Annotated in this window: 20 protein-coding genes; 13 read left to right on the top strand and 7 right to left on the bottom strand. The window is 40.3% G+C overall.

Annotated elements, in window-relative coordinates; all coding sequences use genetic code 11:
* Positions 1-14: 14 nt before the first annotated feature.
* From QF06_RS11670 to QF06_RS11660, 3 genes are read right to left on the bottom strand one after another with little or no spacing between them, the layout of a single operon-like run.
* Positions 15-1151, bottom strand: coding sequence for a zinc-dependent alcohol dehydrogenase (locus QF06_RS11670; RefSeq protein ID WP_014477471.1), 1137 nt, complete (start codon positions 1149-1151; stop codon positions 15-17).
* An 18-nt stretch (positions 1152-1169) separates the two neighbouring features.
* The gene (locus QF06_RS11665; protein ID WP_009967868.1) at positions 1170-1538 is read right to left on the bottom strand and encodes a spore coat protein; all 369 of its coding nucleotides are present in this window, start codon (positions 1536-1538) and stop codon (positions 1170-1172) included.
* A 17-nt stretch (positions 1539-1555) separates the two neighbouring features.
* On the bottom strand, positions 1556-1801 hold the full coding sequence (locus tag QF06_RS11660; protein WP_003229845.1) for a spore coat protein F-like protein YraG: 246 nt from the start codon (positions 1799-1801) through the stop codon (positions 1556-1558).
* A gap of 248 nt (positions 1802-2049) precedes the next feature.
* Between QF06_RS11660 and QF06_RS11655 the strand changes: the two genes are divergently transcribed.
* The 4 genes from QF06_RS11655 (at position 2050) to QF06_RS11645 (ending at position 3720) form a co-directional block, all read left to right on the top strand.
* Entirely contained in the window at positions 2050-2436 is a 387-nt protein-coding gene (locus tag QF06_RS11655; protein ID WP_004398984.1) for a VOC family protein, read from the top strand.
* Between the two features lie 142 nt (positions 2437-2578).
* Positions 2579-2680, top strand: a complete 102-nt coding sequence (locus QF06_RS21855; protein ID WP_119123071.1) for a hypothetical protein — start codon at positions 2579-2581, stop codon at positions 2678-2680.
* 271 nt (positions 2681-2951) lie between these two features.
* Positions 2952-3311 (top strand): SH3 domain-containing protein, encoded by a 360-nt coding sequence (locus QF06_RS11650; RefSeq protein WP_004399021.1) that lies wholly within the window; start codon positions 2952-2954, stop codon positions 3309-3311.
* A gap of 52 nt (positions 3312-3363) precedes the next feature.
* Positions 3364-3720 carry an SH3 domain-containing protein gene (locus QF06_RS11645; RefSeq protein ID WP_032726266.1) on the top strand — a complete coding sequence of 119 codons (357 nt, stop codon included), beginning with the start codon at positions 3364-3366 and terminating at the stop codon, positions 3718-3720.
* A 407-nt stretch (positions 3721-4127) separates the two neighbouring features.
* On the opposite strand, the gene QF06_RS11640 is transcribed toward QF06_RS11645, so the two are convergent.
* Both QF06_RS11640 and QF06_RS11635 read right to left on the bottom strand, forming a co-directional pair.
* Entirely contained in the window at positions 4128-4943 is an 816-nt protein-coding gene (locus tag QF06_RS11640) for an alpha/beta fold hydrolase (RefSeq protein WP_003229849.1), read from the bottom strand.
* A 136-nt stretch (positions 4944-5079) separates the two neighbouring features.
* On the bottom strand, positions 5080-5343 hold the full coding sequence (locus QF06_RS11635) for a CD3324 family protein (protein ID WP_003229850.1): 264 nt from the start codon (positions 5341-5343) through the stop codon (positions 5080-5082).
* Between the two features lie 442 nt (positions 5344-5785).
* Here QF06_RS11635 and csn point away from each other — a divergent pair, with 442 nt between their 5' ends.
* Positions 5786-6619: a chitosanase gene (gene csn, locus QF06_RS11630; protein ID WP_003229851.1), complete on the top strand. Its 834-nt coding sequence runs from the start codon at positions 5786-5788 to the stop codon at positions 6617-6619.
* 272 nt (positions 6620-6891) lie between these two features.
* Here csn and QF06_RS11625 read toward each other — a convergent pair whose 3' ends face one another.
* Positions 6892-7995, bottom strand: coding sequence for a 2-methylaconitate cis-trans isomerase PrpF family protein (locus tag QF06_RS11625; protein ID WP_009967865.1), 1104 nt, complete (start codon positions 7993-7995; stop codon positions 6892-6894).
* A gap of 144 nt (positions 7996-8139) precedes the next feature.
* Here QF06_RS11625 and QF06_RS11620 point away from each other — a divergent pair, with 144 nt between their 5' ends.
* Together QF06_RS11620 and QF06_RS11615 are read left to right on the top strand one after the other, a co-directional pair.
* Positions 8140-9009 (top strand): LysR family transcriptional regulator, encoded by an 870-nt coding sequence (locus QF06_RS11620; RefSeq protein ID WP_004398819.1) that lies wholly within the window; start codon positions 8140-8142, stop codon positions 9007-9009.
* 114 nt (positions 9010-9123) lie between these two features.
* Complete coding sequence (locus QF06_RS11615; protein ID WP_003246029.1) at positions 9124-10440, top strand: CitMHS family transporter; 1317 nt, start codon at positions 9124-9126, stop codon at positions 10438-10440.
* Positions 10441-10713: 273 nt separating this feature from the next.
* On the opposite strand, the gene QF06_RS11610 is transcribed toward QF06_RS11615, so the two are convergent.
* Positions 10714-11694, bottom strand: a complete 981-nt coding sequence (locus QF06_RS11610) for an aldo/keto reductase (RefSeq protein WP_004398762.1) — start codon at positions 11692-11694, stop codon at positions 10714-10716.
* 134 nt (positions 11695-11828) lie between these two features.
* Between QF06_RS11610 and sigZ the strand changes: the two genes are divergently transcribed.
* The 6 genes from sigZ to QF06_RS11580 all read left to right on the top strand — a co-directional run bounded on the left by sigZ (position 11829) and on the right by QF06_RS11580 (position 17907).
* Entirely contained in the window at positions 11829-12359 is a 531-nt protein-coding gene (sigZ, locus tag QF06_RS11605) for an RNA polymerase sigma factor SigZ (RefSeq protein ID WP_004398507.1), read from the top strand.
* A 131-nt stretch (positions 12360-12490) separates the two neighbouring features.
* Positions 12491-13246: a metal-binding protein ZinT gene (locus QF06_RS11600; RefSeq protein WP_003229858.1), complete on the top strand. Its 756-nt coding sequence runs from the start codon at positions 12491-12493 to the stop codon at positions 13244-13246.
* Between the two features lie 315 nt (positions 13247-13561).
* Positions 13562-14029, top strand: a complete 468-nt coding sequence (locus tag QF06_RS11595) for a MarR family winged helix-turn-helix transcriptional regulator (protein ID WP_038829673.1) — start codon at positions 13562-13564, stop codon at positions 14027-14029.
* A gap of 150 nt (positions 14030-14179) precedes the next feature.
* Positions 14180-15595: an MDR family MFS transporter gene (locus QF06_RS11590; RefSeq protein ID WP_043940170.1), complete on the top strand. Its 1416-nt coding sequence runs from the start codon at positions 14180-14182 to the stop codon at positions 15593-15595.
* A 525-nt stretch (positions 15596-16120) separates the two neighbouring features.
* Positions 16121-16957, top strand: a complete 837-nt coding sequence (locus tag QF06_RS11585; protein WP_088300725.1) for a transketolase — start codon at positions 16121-16123, stop codon at positions 16955-16957.
* Positions 16954-17907, top strand: coding sequence for a transketolase family protein (locus tag QF06_RS11580; protein ID WP_038829676.1), 954 nt, complete (start codon positions 16954-16956; stop codon positions 17905-17907). The genes QF06_RS11585 and QF06_RS11580 overlap by 4 nt, the downstream gene beginning before the upstream one ends.
* Positions 17908-17926: the final 19 nt, after the last annotated feature.

The following is a 17926-nucleotide window of genomic DNA, read 5'->3' as shown; positions in this document are numbered from 1 at the left end:
GTAACCTCCGTTTTTTAAGGCTTTAACACAACTTTGATACAATCATCCATTTTTGAATCAAAAATGTCATAGCCATGCTTGGCTTCACTAAGCGGCAGGACATGGCTGACAACATCTCCCGGGTCAATTTTGCCCGTTGATACTAGTTCAAACATGTACGGCATATAGTGGATCACAGGAGCCTGTCCAGAGCGTATATTGATGTTTCGCTGCATGATATCTCCTAGCGGAAAACCGTTATATCTGCCTCCGTACACACCTGTAATTTGTATGGTTCCTCCTTTGCGTACAGCTTGAGAGGCAATGACCAATGCACTCATAGTTCCGCCATGAAGTTTTAATCCGCTGGCAAGGAACTCGAGATCGCTCATTTTACCATCCATCCCAACAGCGTCAATGACTACATCCGCTCCGCCTTTCGTGATTTCCTTTAAATAATTCCCTGTATTCTCATGGTCTTCAAAATTAACGATTTCTACTTTGTTTGTACGTTTCGCATGCTGTAAGCGATAGTTTACATAGTCAACTGCTATGACGCGTTTTGCGCCTTTTAGCCAACAAAACTTTTGAGCAAACAGGCCGACTGGTCCGCAGCCGAGAACGATAACTGTATCGCCTTTTTTTACGCCGGCATTATCCACACTCCAAAAGCCGGTGGTCATGGCATCGGCAATCACGCTTAATTTCTCATCGGGTTCCTCACAAGATTCAGGGATTTTAAAATGGGTAAAATTCGCAAACGGCACTCTTAAATATTCCGCTTGCCCGCCTGGATAACCGCCAGTTTGCCCTGAATAGCCGAAATAAGCACCCATTTCCCCATTGTCATTAGACTGATCACATTGGCTTTCCAGTTGGTTTTTACAAAAAAAACATTCACCGCAGGCGATCGTAAAAGGGATAATGACGCGGTCACCTTTTTTGACCTTTGTAACCCCTGGCCCAACTTCTTCAACAATTCCCATCGGTTCATGGCCGATGACATAGTCTTCATGGAGATTAGGAATCAATCCATGGATTAAGTGTAAATCTGATCCGCAAATGGCTGTACTGGTGACTTTGATAATCATGTCATCGGATTTTTCAATCTTTGGATCGGGGACATCTTTGACAACAACATTTTTAATGCCTTGATACGTTACTGCCTTCATGCTGTAAAACCTCCAGTGTTAGTGTTCATCAGGTGTCCGGTCAAACATCCCTTTGCGATTTGTTTCATCAGGAAAGAGGTTCATATTGCCGACCATGATCGTGTTTTTTGCAGAGAGCTGATCCAGCTTATACTGTTCGCTCAGCTCATATGGATGGAACCACTTTTTGCTGATCATCAGTTCCGTAATCTCTTGGTGCATCGCAATTCCTTGCATCAGCTGTTTCCGAAGCAGTGCTCTTACATCTGGTGAAGCGGTTTCTGTCAAAGCTACAGCAGTATTCCTTACGCCTTCCTTAGCTCGTATAAGAAAATCCATCGCGAATGTAGTGTCTGCTAGTTCAGGCACATTCAGCGAATTAATGGGGTCTAAATGATCATTATTCAAAGAGGCTTACCTTCCTTTCAATTGATGATTGGCGTTGGGCGGCTTTGAGGGACAGGGGCCTGAAATGAGGCACGCTCATAAACCGCTTGTAATTCAGTAAGGTCTTGAATGGATTGCTGTACATCTTTTTCCATCAAGTCCTTCAGTTCTTGGTCAAACACAAGCCCTTGCATTAACTTTGATTTCGCTATACAAAGTGTTTTAAAGTTCACGATTTCATGTAAGTCAACAGCCTCATGAGCTGCCAATGTTTGATGATCCATATTGATGTAACCTCCTTTTATCAACGTTACATTTCCCGAAATGAAGTTGAAGCATACAGAAAATACACTCGGTATCATTTTTTGTTTTAAGAATCGCTGTTTTTGCTCGTTCTTATGACATGGACTAAACTGCACTTAAATCTGAAATAAGGGTGAAGTATGGAAACTTGACATAGTGCTGTCAGGTTTCTTTGGTATCATTAAATTGGATGACCAGTAAAAGTATGGTTTTATAGGAGGCACTCGATATGAAGCTGTTACAAATTAGACTGTTGGTGAATGATTTTAAGAAAAGCGTCGAGTTTTATAAAGATTCATTAGGACTTCCAATAAGTTGGTTAGAGAATGAAATGGAATATGCACTCTTTGATAATGGGGAAACGAAAATAGAGCTTTTATCTCGAGAAACGATGGCTGAAATCGTTGGAGAGGAAAAAAAGTCCTTGGAAGGAGAAGCTCAATCAAAATTTTTGCTTCAGTTTAAGGTAGAAGATGTTGATAAAACGTATGACGATTTACACGAAAAAGGAGTTAAATGTGAGAATAAACCGCATGATCGCAAGGAATGGAGTGCCCGAGTTGCTCACTTCAGAGATCCAGATCATAATCTGATTGAAATATATAAAATGTTATGATTTTTCGACTCGCAAAATCATAGAATAACGTTTGATAACGTACCTAATCATTTTTATACGCTCTGGTAAAAGAAAGCAAAGTCATAATAGGTTGCGGACACTGAACTTGCAGCATTTACGCTGATTTGTATGGTGTCCGTTTTTGATTGGTGAAAAAGGTGGAGTATCTATGAATCGAGAAGAAGCGTGGATACAAGGAAGCAGTACACTGATTGAGTTAATTGGTGGAAACGAAGCCGCTTGATCCATGTCCTTTTTCCTGATTGTCACTCGTGATTACCGACTGGACAAATGATTAAGAGCCAAATGTAACACACCATCAATATCAAGCCTGACTACCATTTATTTTGTATCCTTAATTGTCGAAAACATAGGAATAATTCCACTTTTGAAAGATCTAGTTTATGGTACATTGATAAATATATGGGAGGGGAGGGGGCATGGTATCTGAAAGTAAATCCTTAACTGGATGTAAGAAAGTCAAACGTACGGCATTTATAAGGGGAGGGTATAAGGTGAATAAGTTAAAGAGGCTAAGTATGCTAACGGTGATGATTGCATCTGTGTTCATTTTTTCTAGCCATGCACTTGCGGCTCAGTATTATACGGTTTCAACAAGCAGCGGTGCTCCTGTCAACATGCGCAGCGGCCCAGGTACAAGTTGGGGAATTGTAACGACCATTCCGAGCGGAACCCGCATCCCGATCTATTGCTACAAAACCGGTACAACTGTAACTGGAAAGTATGGAACGAGTAATATTTGGAATTACACAGAGCGGACGCTTGCCAGCGGGGAGATCGTTCCTGGATTTGTCTCTGATACATATATGTATACAGGCTCAGACGGTCCGGTTGTTCCTAAATGCAGCTGGTAGCCTATGTTCTATCGTTTCTTAAAATGAAGGAATTGAAGAAAGAGGGATGACATTGACTAAACTGAAAATGCTGAGTATGTTAACCGTTATGATTTCATCATTATTCATTTTTTCCAGTCAGGCACTTGCCGTTCAGTACTTTACTGTCTCAACAAGCAGCGGTGCGCCTGTCAATATGCGCAGCGGTCCTGGTACAAATTATCCTATTATGCTTTCCATTCCGAGTGGCTCCCGTGTTCCTTATTATTGTTACGCTTATGGAACGACTGTTACAGGGAAGTATGGAACGAGTAATATCTGGGACCAAATCCAGTGGAAAGATTCCCGGGGTGTCGTGAATATTGGATATGTGTCTGACACATATGTGTACACAGGTTCAGACGGCCCTGTCGGTTACAAATGCAATTAGCTAAATACTCCGTACAATAGAATCTCTTCTTAAGGGCCTATCTAGGACGAACCATACCAACAACAATAGTTGGTATGGTTTTTGCTGCGATGAAGTCTTCCATACCTGCATTTGTGGTGATTTTCAAAAGAGATTCATGATGTTAGACACTGGTTGTTGTTGAGGACAAAATAACGAGCCGCTTTAGAGTTGTATCTAATGGTATAAAATACGGAATTAAGATAGGAAATAATCAATAGGAGAACGTAATGTACAAACCTATTTTTCGATGAAATCCCTAATATCACTTTGGTTAAACATCTCACATTGCGTTCTCGTTAGTGAAAAGTTCTTTTTACGCTTCGTGAAATCTTCTCCAATTCCATAGTTAGTTTCACCTGTCCTATTTTGAAAATTTTAATCAATCCTTAACACGTATGTTTCTTTTCTTTTTCTAACATGTCGTGTAACCTCTCAGAAAATTCTTTATGGTACATTGTGTACCCCGTATGATTTCCGGGGAATTCAACCCATTCTGTTTCCAATTGTTCCGCTAGGGCGTTCGCGCAACGATAAGGAAAAAGCTCCCGAGAAGCACTTCCGCCAGCTGGGAGTATCTTCATCGGTGAAGATGTAAACACAGTTTTTAATGCTTCGAAATCTAATGTATAGCTGAGAATTCCTTGAATTTCATACTCAGTGAAATACGTTGAATTGCCGAGAAGCCGCTTTGTCAGGACAGCCTTTGATTGTTCGTCTGTCTCTAATCTTGACATTAATTTAATGACTTCACTTCGATGATTTTTCTTAAGGTCTTCCATGAATTGCTCGGCTTGTTTCAGCTCATTTCCATGCAGAAGCTGCAATAAGATTGGTTCGTGTGGGATCATGACATGTACTTGTTCGGGATGGCGTATGCACAGATCAAGCCCGATAACAGCCCCGGAGCTGCTTCCAAATACATAGGCCGGCTTATTGGTGATTTTGGCTAGAAGACGGTGAGCATCGTCACTGTGTGTTTCCACACGGTAACCCTCAATCTGATTGGCGAGATTGCTGCGGGAATGGCCGCGGCGATCATAAGTAACAACCGTGTACCAGTTAGCCAGATGATTGGCAACATGATGGAACTTGTCGGCATCACCGCCTCCTCCGTGGACCAAAAGAATGATTGGACCAGAGCCACGCACCTGATAGTGGATGTTCGCGCCGGGTACTTGCAACGTTCCATTGTTTATCGTCATTTGTAGGACCTTCCTTTCTTCTCATCTCCCTTAACTTTACACAATTGGCCAATGGTATCATATGCAGGAAATAACTAAGAAACAAACTCGCCATATAAAAAGCACTGATTATTTTTTATCAGTGCTTCCGTTTTGTTTATTTAGAGTAGACAATTTTTTTTATTGTTTCAATAGAGAGGTGATATTCATCAGATAATTGATGAATGGTTTTGCCGTTTTTAAATGCTTTTTTAATAGAAGCGTTTCTGTCATCGATCAGCTTTCTTGTTCCTGAACACGCACCCCATTTTTGATGAGAGGATTCAGGTTTAGGGATATATATTGTTTTTCCTTGAACATACTTTTGAATTTCCGATATCAGCTTTTCAGGTAAAATAGCGGTTGCTTTTACATATGCCATTTCTGCCAGCTCCTTATTTTTTTATGTCAAATAAGGTGCAAAGCCACTATATCAGAAAAGCTTACTTGGGCGATCTTTTAGAAAGTCTACCCCATGCAAAGTATCGCCTTCCCAATAGTAGGCTTTGCATGGGACGTTGCGGAATCTGGCATTCTCATCTTGCTTGCCATTACATCACCTCCCTAACGATTTTCGATGATCACTTCCATTATAAAATAGAGTAAAGCCTTATGGCATCTTGTTAATGAAAGTTGAAGCAGTATGAAAATCAAGGGACCTTCCCAGTGAGAGGGGCTAAGGCTGATTGGCAATGAATAGAGTAAGATTCAAGCTATATTACTTTAGATTCAAAATATTGACAAATTGATGTATTTTCAACAATAGGGCAGTTTCTTCATGTATACTGAGTCTGTATTTACAATATTTAGAAAGGGGAAGTGAAATGAAAATCAGTATGCAAAAAGCAGATTTTTGGAAAAAAGCAGCGATCTCATTACTTGTTTTCACCATGTTTTTTACCCTGATGATGAGCGAAACGGTTTTTGCGGCGGGACTGAATAAAGATCAAAAGCGCCGGGCGGAACAGCTGACAAGTATCTTTGAAAACGGCACAACGGAGATCCAATATGGATATGTAGAGCGATTGGATGACGGGCGAGGCTATACATGCGGACGGGCAGGCTTTACAACGGCTACCGGGGATGCATTGGAAGTAGTGGAAGTATACACAAAGGCAGTTCCGAATAACAAACTGAAAAAGTATCTGCCTGAATTGCGCCGTCTGGCCAAGGAAGAAAGCGATGATACAAGCAATCTCAAGGGATTCGCTTCTGCCTGGAAGTCGCTTGCAAATGATAAGGAATTTCGCGCCGCTCAAGACAAAGTAAATGACCATTTGTATTATCAGCCTGCCATGAAACGATCGGATAATGCCGGACTAAAAACAGCATTGGCAAGAGCTGTGATGTACGATACGGTTATTCAGCATGGCGATGGTGATGACCCTGACTCTTTTTATGCCTTGATTAAACGTACGAACAAAAAAGCGGGCGGATCACCTAAAGACGGAATAGACGAGAAGAAGTGGTTGAATAAATTCTTGGACGTACGCTATGACGATCTGATGAATCCGGCCAATCATGACACCCGTGACGAATGGAGAGAATCAGTTGCCCGTGTGGACGTGCTTCGCTCTATCGCCAAGGAGAACAACTATAATCTAAACGGACCGATTCATGTTCGTTCAAACGAGTACGGTAATTTTGTAATCAAATAAGCAGTGAGGAAAAGAAACCGCTGCAGATGAACTCAATCTAAAAGATACCAATGATGTTGGTATCTTTTTATTTGCAGTAAAAAGTATTCAATTTTCTCTATAATGATTATGTCATGCTTGAGGCAGATACATGAAAGGACCTTGGCGATTTCATAAAAAACAATATAGAGGCTTTTTTAAAGCCATGCAAGATTACAATGGATCTGTGCAAGAAGGCGCATTCAATCCATCTATTAACGATGGAAAGGGGGGAGGCTTTTTGCACAGTCCATCTACATCATTTGATAGTCTCCATGCGTATAAACTGTTCCGTCCATAATACGTCGTGCGGTACGGACGATCTTTATACCAGTGGGCTCCACCATTGTTTCAATAATACCAGAAGAATGAGCTAGCCGAACCTTTGTAGAGTGGTTTTTTGCTATTCTTGCAGGGATTGCACCTTCCACTGAAAGGGCTCTTGTTGTACATATCGCTCCAGTGACAGCCAGTGCTTGATGTGGCTTTTGCATGGACATCATCCTGATGTGTAAGTCCATCTCAACGCTTGAATGCCAAGCACCTGTACTATCTTTATATTTCTCTGGTTTTGCTACTATAGCCAGTTTGGGGACAGCCGGCGATAACTTTGTAGCTGAAAATCGACTGGCAAAGCCGCATTTCTCTGCCGCAATGGATCTTAATTCTTCAAATTGAGCCAACTGTAGATCAGTAAATTCTTCTGCAAGTTCCGTTCCATCCAGGCCGATACTGCTCGCTTCCACAAAAACTAATGGATTTGCATAGTCGATAATAGACACCTCTATTTGGCCTTGACTTGTATCTAAAAACTCCGAACTATTTCCAGTAGGCAATAAATGACCGGTAACTGAACCAGCGGCATCATGAAAGTTTAAATAGATTGGAGATCCAGATCCAGGTACTCCAGATATCGTAACATCTCCGTCATATTTGACCTGACCGTCTTCCACTTCTACTTCCGCAATGATCATTTTATTCGTATTGGTATTCAGGATCCTTACCGCAGTCATTGGTTCTTTCGCTTTTACAAGTCCTTCTTCAATAGCAAATGGACCAACAGCAGCGGAGATATTTCCGCAGTTCCCCTTAAAGTCCACCTTTTCTTCCGAAATGCTGACTTGACCGAAAGTATAGTGAACATCAATATCCGAAGTATATGCTTTCTTTATTATTGCCACTTTACTAGTAAGGGAATTACCGCCACCCAAACCATCTATTTGTCTTTTATCAGGACTTCCCATGACATCAAGCAAAAAGGGCTCCCATTCGTTTTTATTGTTAGGCATGGCTGATTCGTGGAAAAAAACGCCTTTGCTTGTTCCGCCTCTCATGATTGTTACATTCGTCTTGACCATCGTCATCATCCTCATCTTAAAGGTAGTATTTTTTATGTTTTTTAGTGTAGAAGGTAAAAAAATAAAAATAAAATATAAGTTTTCTTAATATTCGATAAAAAAACTTTTATAATTGTGAAAGAAGGACTAGAAAGGAAGATGAAAATGGATGAGAAAGATTGGATTTTATTGAAAATTCTTCACGAAGAACAAAGTGTAACAAAAACAGCAGAACGATTATTTACATCACAGCCTTCCATCACTTATCGGTTGAAAAAGATTGAGGAGATTTTCGGAATTGAATTATTCACCAAAAGGCATAAAGGAATTACCTTTACTGCGGAAGGAGAACACTTGGTTGCTTATGCAAGAAGAATGCTACAGGAACTTCAAGATACCAAAGATCATATCTCTAATCTAAGCAAAGAGGTGCAAGGACATCTAAGGCTGGGGGTATCAAGCAATTTCGCTCAATATAAGCTCCCTAAGTTATTAAGGGAATTTTCCACTATGTATCCTAATGTCCAATATAGTGTACAAACAGGCTGGAGCACAGATGTCATGAAATTATTAGATGCTGGTATTGTACAAGTCGGTATACTGAGAGGAAGCCATCGCTGGAAAGGGGTGGAGGAACGGCTGACACGGGAAAAATTACATATCATCTCAAAAAAACCAATAACGATAGAGCAACTTCCTTTTTTACCTTTTATCAAATATAAAACGGATGCTTCTTTAAAAACGATTATAGAAGATTGGATGCATACGAATCTAAAACAAGCCCCCATTATTGCAATGGAAGTGGATCGACAAGAGACTTGCAAAGAGATGGTAAAGCATGGTCTTGGTTACTCCATAGCACCAGAAATTTGCCTGCAGGAATCTGATCATTTGTACACAATGGAACTGTATAATGCTAAGGGTAAGCCTCTAATGAGAGATACTTGGCTAATGTACGATCAAAAATCATTAGGAATCAAACTCGTTAAAGCATTCATTGATTTTTTAAAGGGTGAACAAATGGTAACCATTTAAAGTTATGATAGAATTTTTTTTGAAACACAGTAAAAAAATATTTATTTAACTTATTACACCGTATAAGATATGTTAATCAAAAGTCATTTGAAAGCGCATTCTTGGAGGTGTAATATGCTTACTATTTTAGGTTTTTCGATGGTAACTGTTTTTACAATATTAATAATGACAAAGAAAGTCTCGCCTATTGTTGCCTTGACCATCACTCCCATTGTTTTTGCTCTTATTGGAGGTTTTGGTAAGGGTATTGGCGACATGATTTTAGAAGGAATTCAAACAGTTGCAAGTTCAGCGGCATTGCTATTGTTTGCTATTCTTTTTTTCGGAATTTTAATTGATGCAGGTTTATTTGATCCGCTAATAGAAAAAATTTTATCTATAGTAAAGGGAGACCCTGTGAAAATAGCGATAGGGTCTGCCGTCTTGGCAATGCTTATCGCTTTAGATGGGGACGGTACAACAACCTATATGATAACAGTCTCAGCAATGTTACCTTTGTATAAAAGAATTGGTATGAATCCCATGGTTATGGCGACATTAGCAATGCTGTCGTTGAGTATCGTTAGCGGAATGACTCCATGGGGCGGACCAGCTACAAGAGCGATTTCAGTGCTGGGTTTGGATCCTTCAGATTTCTTTGTGCCATTACTTCCGACCATGCTTGGAGGTATTGCTTGTGTGATATTTCTGGCTTTTCTAATGGGAAGGAAAGAGAGGAATCGAATAGGCATCGTTCAATTAGAGCCTAGACATATAACAAAGGACAGCTCTCAATCTTATATGGCTGCTACTTTGGAGAGCGAACAATTGAAAAGGCCACGCTTAATATATCTTAATTTATTCCTCGTTATAAGTATCATGGTGTTTATTGTGCTTGGAACTAAGCATCCGTCAGTTTTATTTTTAATTGGTTTTGTTCTTGCCCTTACTATAAATTATCCGAATGTAAAAATGCAGAAGGAGCGAATCGCCGAGCATTCTGGTAATGCCATAACCGTGGTATTATTGGTATTTTCAGCAGGAGTATTTGCTGGTATATTATCCGGGACAAAGATGGTGGATGCCATAGCAGGATCATTAATATCCATCATCCCCTCATCAATGGGAGGGTTTTTCCCCGTTATTGTAGCACTCACTAGTATTCCGTTTACTTTTGTTTTATCAAATGATGCATATTACTTTGGTATGGTACCTATCTTTGCAGAAGCTGCCTCAGCATATGGTATAGAACCAGTAGAAATTGCAAGGGCTTCTATAATGGGGCAGCCGGTTCATCTGATGAGTCCATTGGTTGCGTCAACAGTATTGCTAGTAAGCATGCTTAAAATGGACTTGGGGTCATTTCAAAGGTTTGCCGTTAAGTGGGCTGTAATTACATCATTAGTTATTACGTTGTTAGCAATCATTACAGGGGCTATTACTATTTTGTAAAGAAACAATAATAATATTTAGACTGCCAATGAATCATTAGTTTGATTGATTTAAATACAGCTGAAAGGGGTCCCAAGCTGATCAAGCCAGTTGTCTTTCCAGTTACTCTATTGTTTAGGGTTCTTTTTTAAGCGGCAGCATTTTTGTCGATGTTTAGCCAGCATTTTCAGCACGATGTGGAAAAGACAAGAGACAAACATGCTCTTGTCTTTCTTAATATGATAGTTCAGTATAAATATTTAAGAAAAATGTCAGTATTGAGTAATGAATGTATCACCAGGCGTATGCCTCAGGTGTCTCTCCTCCAGGTCCGGGAAAGATATCATTTAACATGCGGAGAATCTCCTTATCCAGACTGATTTCAACGGCTTTTATCGTATCACGCAGCTGCTCAACCGTTCGTGGTCCGATGATCGGCGCAGTTAAAACTGGATTTGCCAGCACCCATGCCAAAGCCACATTTGCTTCTTTTTCTCCTAGTTCTTTGCATAAATCTGAAAATTTCTCGAGTTGCAAACGATGTTTTTCAATTAAATCTGCTCTTTTTGCTGTACGAGTTCCGGCATTGCTTTTCAATGCCTTCCCGCCAAGAAGCCCTCCTGCAAGGGGACTCCACGCCACTACTCCTAAACCAAGATCCCGTGCAGCCGGCAGCACTTCCATTTCAGCTGTTCGTTCTAATAAACTATACTTATGCTGTTCAGTGACGAGTCCCATGAATCGCCGTTTTTCAGCTTCAGCTTGCGCTTTAACTAAATGCCAGCCTGCAAAATTACTGGATCCAATATAGTCTACTTTGCCGGAGCGAACCTGAGTCTCAAAAGCTTCCCATATCTCATCCCACGGTGTCCGCCTATCGATATGATGCATTTGGTACAATTCGATATGATCTGTCTGAAGCCGCTTCAGTGATCCTTCCAGATGACGTCTGATTTTGTATAGAGACAAGCCCCTCATATCATTTGGTCCGTCATTCGGATCAGAAATCGGTTCATATACTTTTGTCGCCAGAACAACTTTCTCGCGGCGCTGTCCTCCTTGTGCAAACCATTTTCCAATGATGCTCTCTGTCAATCCTGCGTTTTTGCCCCAGCCGTAAATATTGGCAGTATCAAAAAATTGAATGCCGTTATCAAGTGCTTCATCCATGATACGGAACGCAGTCTTTTCGTCTGTATCAACTCCAAAATTCATCGTGCCTAAACATAAACGGCTCACCCGCAATCCTGTTCTCCCTAAATAGGTATACTCCACAACAAACCTCTCCTTTATCATTATTTTTGGCAACAGCTGCAATACAATTGATTCAACAATTGTTTGCTCTTTGTTACGATTAAAAAGACGAAGCAAATGTAAAGCAGACGCAAAATTATAGGAGGTTTTTTCAAATGAATATAGAGGATCTATGGGATCAATTTCATCAGCCGTTAAAAACATATATTTCACATAGGGTTAACGATCAATCTATCGTTGATGACCTCTTGCAAATCGTATTTATGAAAATACAAGTGCATCTCCCAAATCTGATCGATGAACAAAAGATCGACAGCTGGATTTATCGGATCACTAGAAATACGATTATTGATTTTTACCGTACAAAAAAAACAAGCGAAATATTGCCTGATGTTCTACATTTTAATGACAGTGCAGAGGAAGAAAATTTCACCAAGGAAGCAACTGTGTGTATTCGATCGACCATCAAACGGTTGCCTGAAAAGTATCGAGAGGCGCTCGAGTTAACTGATTTCCAGGGGTTATCACAAAAAGAGTTGAGTGAAAAGCTCGGCATTTCTTACTCCGGAGCAAAATCAAGGGTACAACGCGGACGTGGAAAATTAAAACAGCTGCTTGAGGGGTGCTGTCACATTGAAGCGGATCGATATGGAAATATCGTAGACTTTCGTATTTTAAAGGAATAACTGATGAACATAGTCAGTTATTCCTTTAAAATAGGCCATCCGCATGAAGAGCATTTTTCCTTTGATGTTTGCAAGAGATGTATGTATAATAAATCGTAATGTTTTCGATTTAATAAAAAAGGAGTGTTGGAATGAACATTTTATTTTCAAAACGGCTAGGCATATTAACGATTGGTTCATTACTAGTTTTGGCAGGATGTCAGACTTCCGGTTCTTCTGCAGGTGAGTCTAATCAAACAACATCATCCTCAGCAGTTGAAGAAGACTCTTCCAAAACGCAAGAGCAAACATCTGACAGTCATACACACGAACATTCTCACGATCATAGTCATGCGCATGATGAAGAAACAGAAAAAATATATGAAGGCTATTTTAAAAACAGCCAAGTAAAGGATCGCTTACTTTCTGATTGGGAAGGAGATTGGCAATCTGTATATCCATACCTGCAAGATGGTACTCTTGACGAAGTGTTTTCATATAAATCAGAACACGAAGGCGGCAAGACAGCTGAAGAATATAAAGAGTATTATAAAAAAGGCTATCAAACAGATGTTGACCGTATTGTAATCCAGAAAGATACTGTAACGTTCTTCAAAAATGGAAAAGAATATTCTGGTAAGTATACGTATGACGGATACGAAATTCTAACCTATGATGCGGGCAATAGAGGGGTAAGATACATATTCAAACTAGCTAAAAAAGCAGAAGGGCTGCCTCAGTATATTCAGTTTAGTGATCATAGTATTTACCCGACTAAAGCTAGTCATTACCATCTCTATTGGGGGGACGACCGTGAAGCTTTACTTGATGAAGTCAAAAACTGGCCTACTTACTACCCGTCAAAAATGGATGGACACGATATTGCCCATGAGATGATGGCTCATTAAATGATGATTATTCTATGAAGTATGGTGCTTTTTTATCATAAAGTATGGAATGAAATGTTTATACGCCCCTGTATTAGCTGCTGACCCTTCGCCAGCAGCTTTTTGTCCTCTTTAGTTTTTTGCGTTTCTTCTCTCCGCCGACGGTGAGTTCTAACAAAATAAAGGTGGTCTATAAGCCCGACAGCATCCAATTAAAAGTTAAGGGAAATAGTGTGCTGCCCTAATCTTACTAGTTATCATTTTCTCATTTTGTTGAAATAGAAACAAAAAATGAATATAATATGGCTAGTGCACCAACTGGTGGGAGGGCAGGCCATGAATAAAGAAGAACAGCTCATATTGAATTTCAGAGACTTATTTAACAAGATGGTGTTGCTTAATAAGTCTAAGATGGAAGACAGTTTGAAGGGGTACAAGCCTTCTGAAGTACATTGTATTGAATCCATTGGGAAAAATGCTGATAGCAATGTGAGAAAACTTGCGGAGTCCCTTTATATGACGAGAGGTGCCATAAGTAAATTAACTAAGAAACTGATAAAAAAAGACCTTATTGAAAGCTACCAGAAGCCGGATAATAAAAAAGAAATTTATTTTAGGCTTACTGCGCAAGGAAAAGTAATTTATAACATCCATGAGGAACTCCATAAAGAGTTTCGAGAACGGGACAAAGTCGTTTTTGAACAAGTTACCGAAGAACAATTTGACAGTATGCTCAGCTTCGTGGAAAAGTACAGCAGGCATTTGGATACTGAAATAAAGAAACAGGGAATAGCTGTTAATTAAATCGGATAAATAGAATAAAGAAACCATAGTCAGCCCAACTCTATTGTGAATGGGCTGTCTTTTTTATTCTTAATTTTGTTGACACGGAAACAATATGGTGCTATCTTTTTGTTGACGGGGAAACAAAATGGTTTCTGAGAGGAGAATAATATGTTAAAAGACAAAGTAAAGGAACCAGGATTACCAAAAGAAATCCTCATGGCTGCCTGGGCCATTGCACTTGGAGCAATTGCCCCAATGCTTGACTCAACTATGGTGAACATTGCCATTGCCATCGACAAATTAAATAAGGATTTCAGTACGACGTTGGATACCATTCAATGGTCCATTACAGGTTATGTTTTAGCTCTTGCTATTGCAGTTCCAGTATCCGGATGGCTTATGAACAAATTTAATGGAAAGAAAATCTTAATCGGCGCAGTCATTGCCTTTGGTGTAACTTCTGTTTTTGCTGGAATTAGTTGGGATGTTTCTAGCTTTATCTTATTCCGTTTGCTTCAAGGATTTAGCGCTGGGATTATTACTCCACTTATGTCAACACTCTTGGTTAAAACAGCAGGTCCAGAGAATATAGGAAAAGTTATGGCTATCGTCAGCACACCTATGATTTTGGGCCCAATCTTAGGACCTGTAATCGGGGGCTTCATCGTTCAAACTACATCATGGCATTGGATTTTCTTCATCAACGTGTTCATCGTTTTGATTGCTGCACCACTGATGATGAAAACTCTTCCAGACTTTGAGCCATTCAACAAAAATAGTAAACTTGATATTTTTGGAATTATTAATCTATCCTTAATGAGTGCAGCAATGATATACGGAATTACAAAAGCAGCAGACCATGCATCATTTAACAATAGCGAAACAATCCTATGGGTAGGCTTCGGCCTCGCTTTAGCTGTAATTTACATCGTATATAATCGAATCAGAAAAAATCAAACCGTACTCCCTATAAATTTGTTTGCACACAAAAACTTCTTAACATCCAGCGTCGGGTTATTATTAGCGAATATTGCCGTCATGGGACCCATGTTAATACTTCCATTGTTCTTTCAAAACTTCCGTCATTTCACGGCAATCGAAGCTGCGCTTGCATTAATCCCTCAAGGAGTTGGGATGCTCGTTACTCGGCCAATGATTGGAAAAATGATTGATAAGATCGGTGCAAAATACGTGGTTATGGTCAGTCTTGTTCTTTCGCTTATCGGATCTATTCCGCTTATCTTTATCACCGATAAAACAAGTATGATTTGGATTTCTATCATATTATTCATCCGCGGGACCAGTTTTGGAGGGATTATGCTTCCATTGACGAGTGATGCTTATACAGGACTTGGCAGCAAACAACTTCCAGAAGCAGGTGTCGGTATTCATATTATTGAAAATCTCGGTTCGAGCTTTGGTACAGCTGTTATCGCAACTGTAGTCGCAACTGTCATGCAAAGGTTACAACCAACGATTGCGAATGGCTTAAAAGGTTACCATGCTGGGTTCTTAGTTTCTGCAGTTATCCTTGCCACCATCTTCATTCCAAGTCTATTCCTCACACATAAAAAAGCTAAATAGAGAAATAGAAATTGTTGGATTGGTGTGTTTGTATCATATTTAATGTGCTGGAAGCATTTATGAGACTGAATAATCTTTCGCGGTAAGAGGTTAGCAGAAGCAGCGCCGTTACCCAGCCCAAGATACAAAGAAAAAAGAGGCCTGGTTATAGACATTCCAAACCTCTTCATACTTTTACTCCCTTCACATGTAACATCTCATCTTTTCCGATTTAGTACATTGATCTAGCTTATTTTGATATGAAGGTGTCGTTTTTTCTAATAATTGAGTGGATTTGCTCAAAAAAGATTTTTAAGGGTAATAACCAGTTGACACTGGCGTGGTGGTGTCCTTATATCAATCTGAAATGGAGCCAAGCTAGATGTTAAGTATTTGAGCTTTAATCGATTTGATTTTAAATTTTCAAAAAACGGTAGACAAACGCTTTCAGGAGTTGTATAGTGTTCTCATAAGTTACTTGTAATACAAGTGAACAAGTAACTGAGTATTCGTGTTTCTATCTTAATAATGACTGAGGTGATCGGAGTGAAAGAAATAAGTATTGCGGAACTCCAAGAGAAAGCCATTGAGCTTAGGAAAACAGCGGTAACAATGATTTACGAAGCGCAGTCCGGGCATCCAGGAGGTTCATTATCTGCTGCTGATATCATCACAGCCCTTTATTTTAAAGAAATGAAAATAGATCCCCAAAATCCCAAGTGGGAAGACCGTGACCGTTTTGTCTTATCGAAAGGCCATGTGGCACCTATTCAATACGCTGCCTTAGCGCTGCGAGGCTTTGTCCCTTATGAAAGCGTATACAAATTAAGGCAGTACGGCTCGCCTTTTCAAGGACATCCTGATATGAAGAAATGTCCAGGGATCGATATTTCAACTGGCTCACTAGGCCAAGGGCTTTCCTGCGGTGTCGGTATGGCGCTTGCAGGAAAACGGGACGACAAAGATTACCGGGTGTTCGCTATGGTAGGTGACGGAGAATGCCAAGAAGGACAAATTTGGGAAGCGGTTCAAACAGCAGTGAAATATAGCCTTGATAACTTAATTGTTTTTGTCGACAATAACCGTCTGCAAATTGATGGATTCTGTGATGAAGTAATGCCACTTCAAGATATCGAGAAAAAGTTCGAAGTATTTGGTTTTGAAACAAAGCGAATTGATGGACACTCGATGGAAGAGATTGTAGAGACATTAGACATCGTAACAAAAACGAAAAATAGAAAGCCGAAATGCATTGTAGCAGACACGATTAAAGGCAAAGGCGTGTCTTACATGGAAAATATCTGCTCATGGCACGGAGTAGCGCCAAAGGAGAAAGAATACGAACAAGCATTAGAGGAACTGGCAGGAGGTTTAAGATCATGAGCCAAACCGAAAAAGCATTAATCACGAAAAAAGCGACGCGGGAAGCTTTCGGTGATGAAATCGTTCAATTGGGAAAAGAAAATAAAAATATTTACGTAATCGATATCGATATCGGCAAGTCATGCAAAACAGGAGAATTCATAAAACAGCTCCCCCATCAGCATGTGAACGTCGGGATTGCGGAACAGAACGGCGCCGGCCTGGCAGCAGGTTTGGCGACAACAGGTAAAATCCCATTTGTAAGCACTTATGCCGTCTTCGGTTCGCTGCGCATGGCGGAACAAATTCGCCAAGAAGTTTGCTATCCAAATTTGAATGTAAAAATCGCCTGCTCACACGGCGGACTAACGCCGGGAAACGATGGCGGGAGCCACCAGGCGATTGAGGATATGGGCGTTTTAAGATCATTCCCAAATATGACTGTGATCATGGGTGCTGACTACCACTCAACTAGAAAACTGATCAGGCAGGCAGCGAATACGTACGGCCCAATGTATCTGCGTTTTACCCGAGACGCAGTGCCGGTTATTTACGACGAAAATGAAGAATTTATCATTGGAAAAGCCAAACAATTAAAGCACGGAAAAGATATCGCAATCATTGCGAATGGCGATACAGTATATCTTGCCTTAGAAGCGGTCAAACAGCTGGAAGAGCAAGGGATTTATGCAACACTTTTAGACATGCATACAATCAAGCCTTTGGATATAGAAGCCGTGGTAGAGTGTCTGGATATCGGCAATATCGTGACTGTAGAGGATCACAACATCCTGAATGGACTGGGAAGTGCTATATGTGAAGTAGCAGCGGAAGAAGGGAGGGGCCGAGTCAAACGAATCGGAGTGCAGGACCGGTTTGGAGAATCAGCTCCTTATGAGAAGCTGCTGGAAATCAACGGCATTACCATCGAAAACATTATAAAAACGGCTAAGGATATGCTTAGAAGATAAAATATGAAAGTGGGAGAAC

Origin of the sequence: Bacillus sp. YP1 (assembly GCF_000877815.1) — a bacterium.
Lineage (GTDB): Bacteria > Bacillota > Bacilli > Bacillales > Bacillaceae > Bacillus > Bacillus subtilis.
The sequence above is the reverse complement of the archived record's forward strand: the minus strand, read 5'-3'. Positions and strand labels throughout refer to the sequence as shown.

Excerpts from the sequence above, each read along its gene's own strand:
- QF06_RS11670 (WP_014477471.1), bottom strand. The coding sequence starts at position 1,151 with ATGAAGGCAGTAACGTATCAAGGCATTAAAAATGTTGTTGTCAAAGAT.
- QF06_RS11660 (WP_003229845.1), bottom strand. The coding sequence starts at position 1,801 with ATGGATCATCAAACATTGGCAGCTCATGAGGCTGTTGACTTACATGAA.
- QF06_RS11655 (WP_004398984.1), top strand. The coding sequence starts at position 2,050 with ATGAAGCTGTTACAAATTAGACTGTTGGTGAATGATTTTAAGAAAAGC.
- QF06_RS11640 (WP_003229849.1), bottom strand. The coding sequence starts at position 4,943 with ATGACGATAAACAATGGAACGTTGCAAGTACCCGGCGCGAACATCCAC.
- QF06_RS11635 (WP_003229850.1), bottom strand. The coding sequence starts at position 5,343 with ATGGCATATGTAAAAGCAACCGCTATTTTACCTGAAAAGCTGATATCG.
- csn (WP_003229851.1), top strand. The coding sequence starts at position 5,786 with ATGAAAATCAGTATGCAAAAAGCAGATTTTTGGAAAAAAGCAGCGATC.
- QF06_RS11625 (WP_009967865.1), bottom strand. The coding sequence starts at position 7,995 with ATGGTCAAGACGAATGTAACAATCATGAGAGGCGGAACAAGCAAAGGC.
- QF06_RS11620 (WP_004398819.1), top strand. The coding sequence starts at position 8,140 with ATGGATGAGAAAGATTGGATTTTATTGAAAATTCTTCACGAAGAACAA.
- QF06_RS11615 (WP_003246029.1), top strand. The coding sequence starts at position 9,124 with ATGCTTACTATTTTAGGTTTTTCGATGGTAACTGTTTTTACAATATTA.
- sigZ (WP_004398507.1), top strand. The coding sequence starts at position 11,829 with ATGAATATAGAGGATCTATGGGATCAATTTCATCAGCCGTTAAAAACA.
- QF06_RS11600 (WP_003229858.1), top strand. The coding sequence starts at position 12,491 with ATGAACATTTTATTTTCAAAACGGCTAGGCATATTAACGATTGGTTCA.
- QF06_RS11595 (WP_038829673.1), top strand. The coding sequence starts at position 13,562 with ATGAATAAAGAAGAACAGCTCATATTGAATTTCAGAGACTTATTTAAC.
- QF06_RS11590 (WP_043940170.1), top strand. The coding sequence starts at position 14,180 with ATGTTAAAAGACAAAGTAAAGGAACCAGGATTACCAAAAGAAATCCTC.
- QF06_RS11580 (WP_038829676.1), top strand. The coding sequence starts at position 16,954 with ATGAGCCAAACCGAAAAAGCATTAATCACGAAAAAAGCGACGCGGGAA.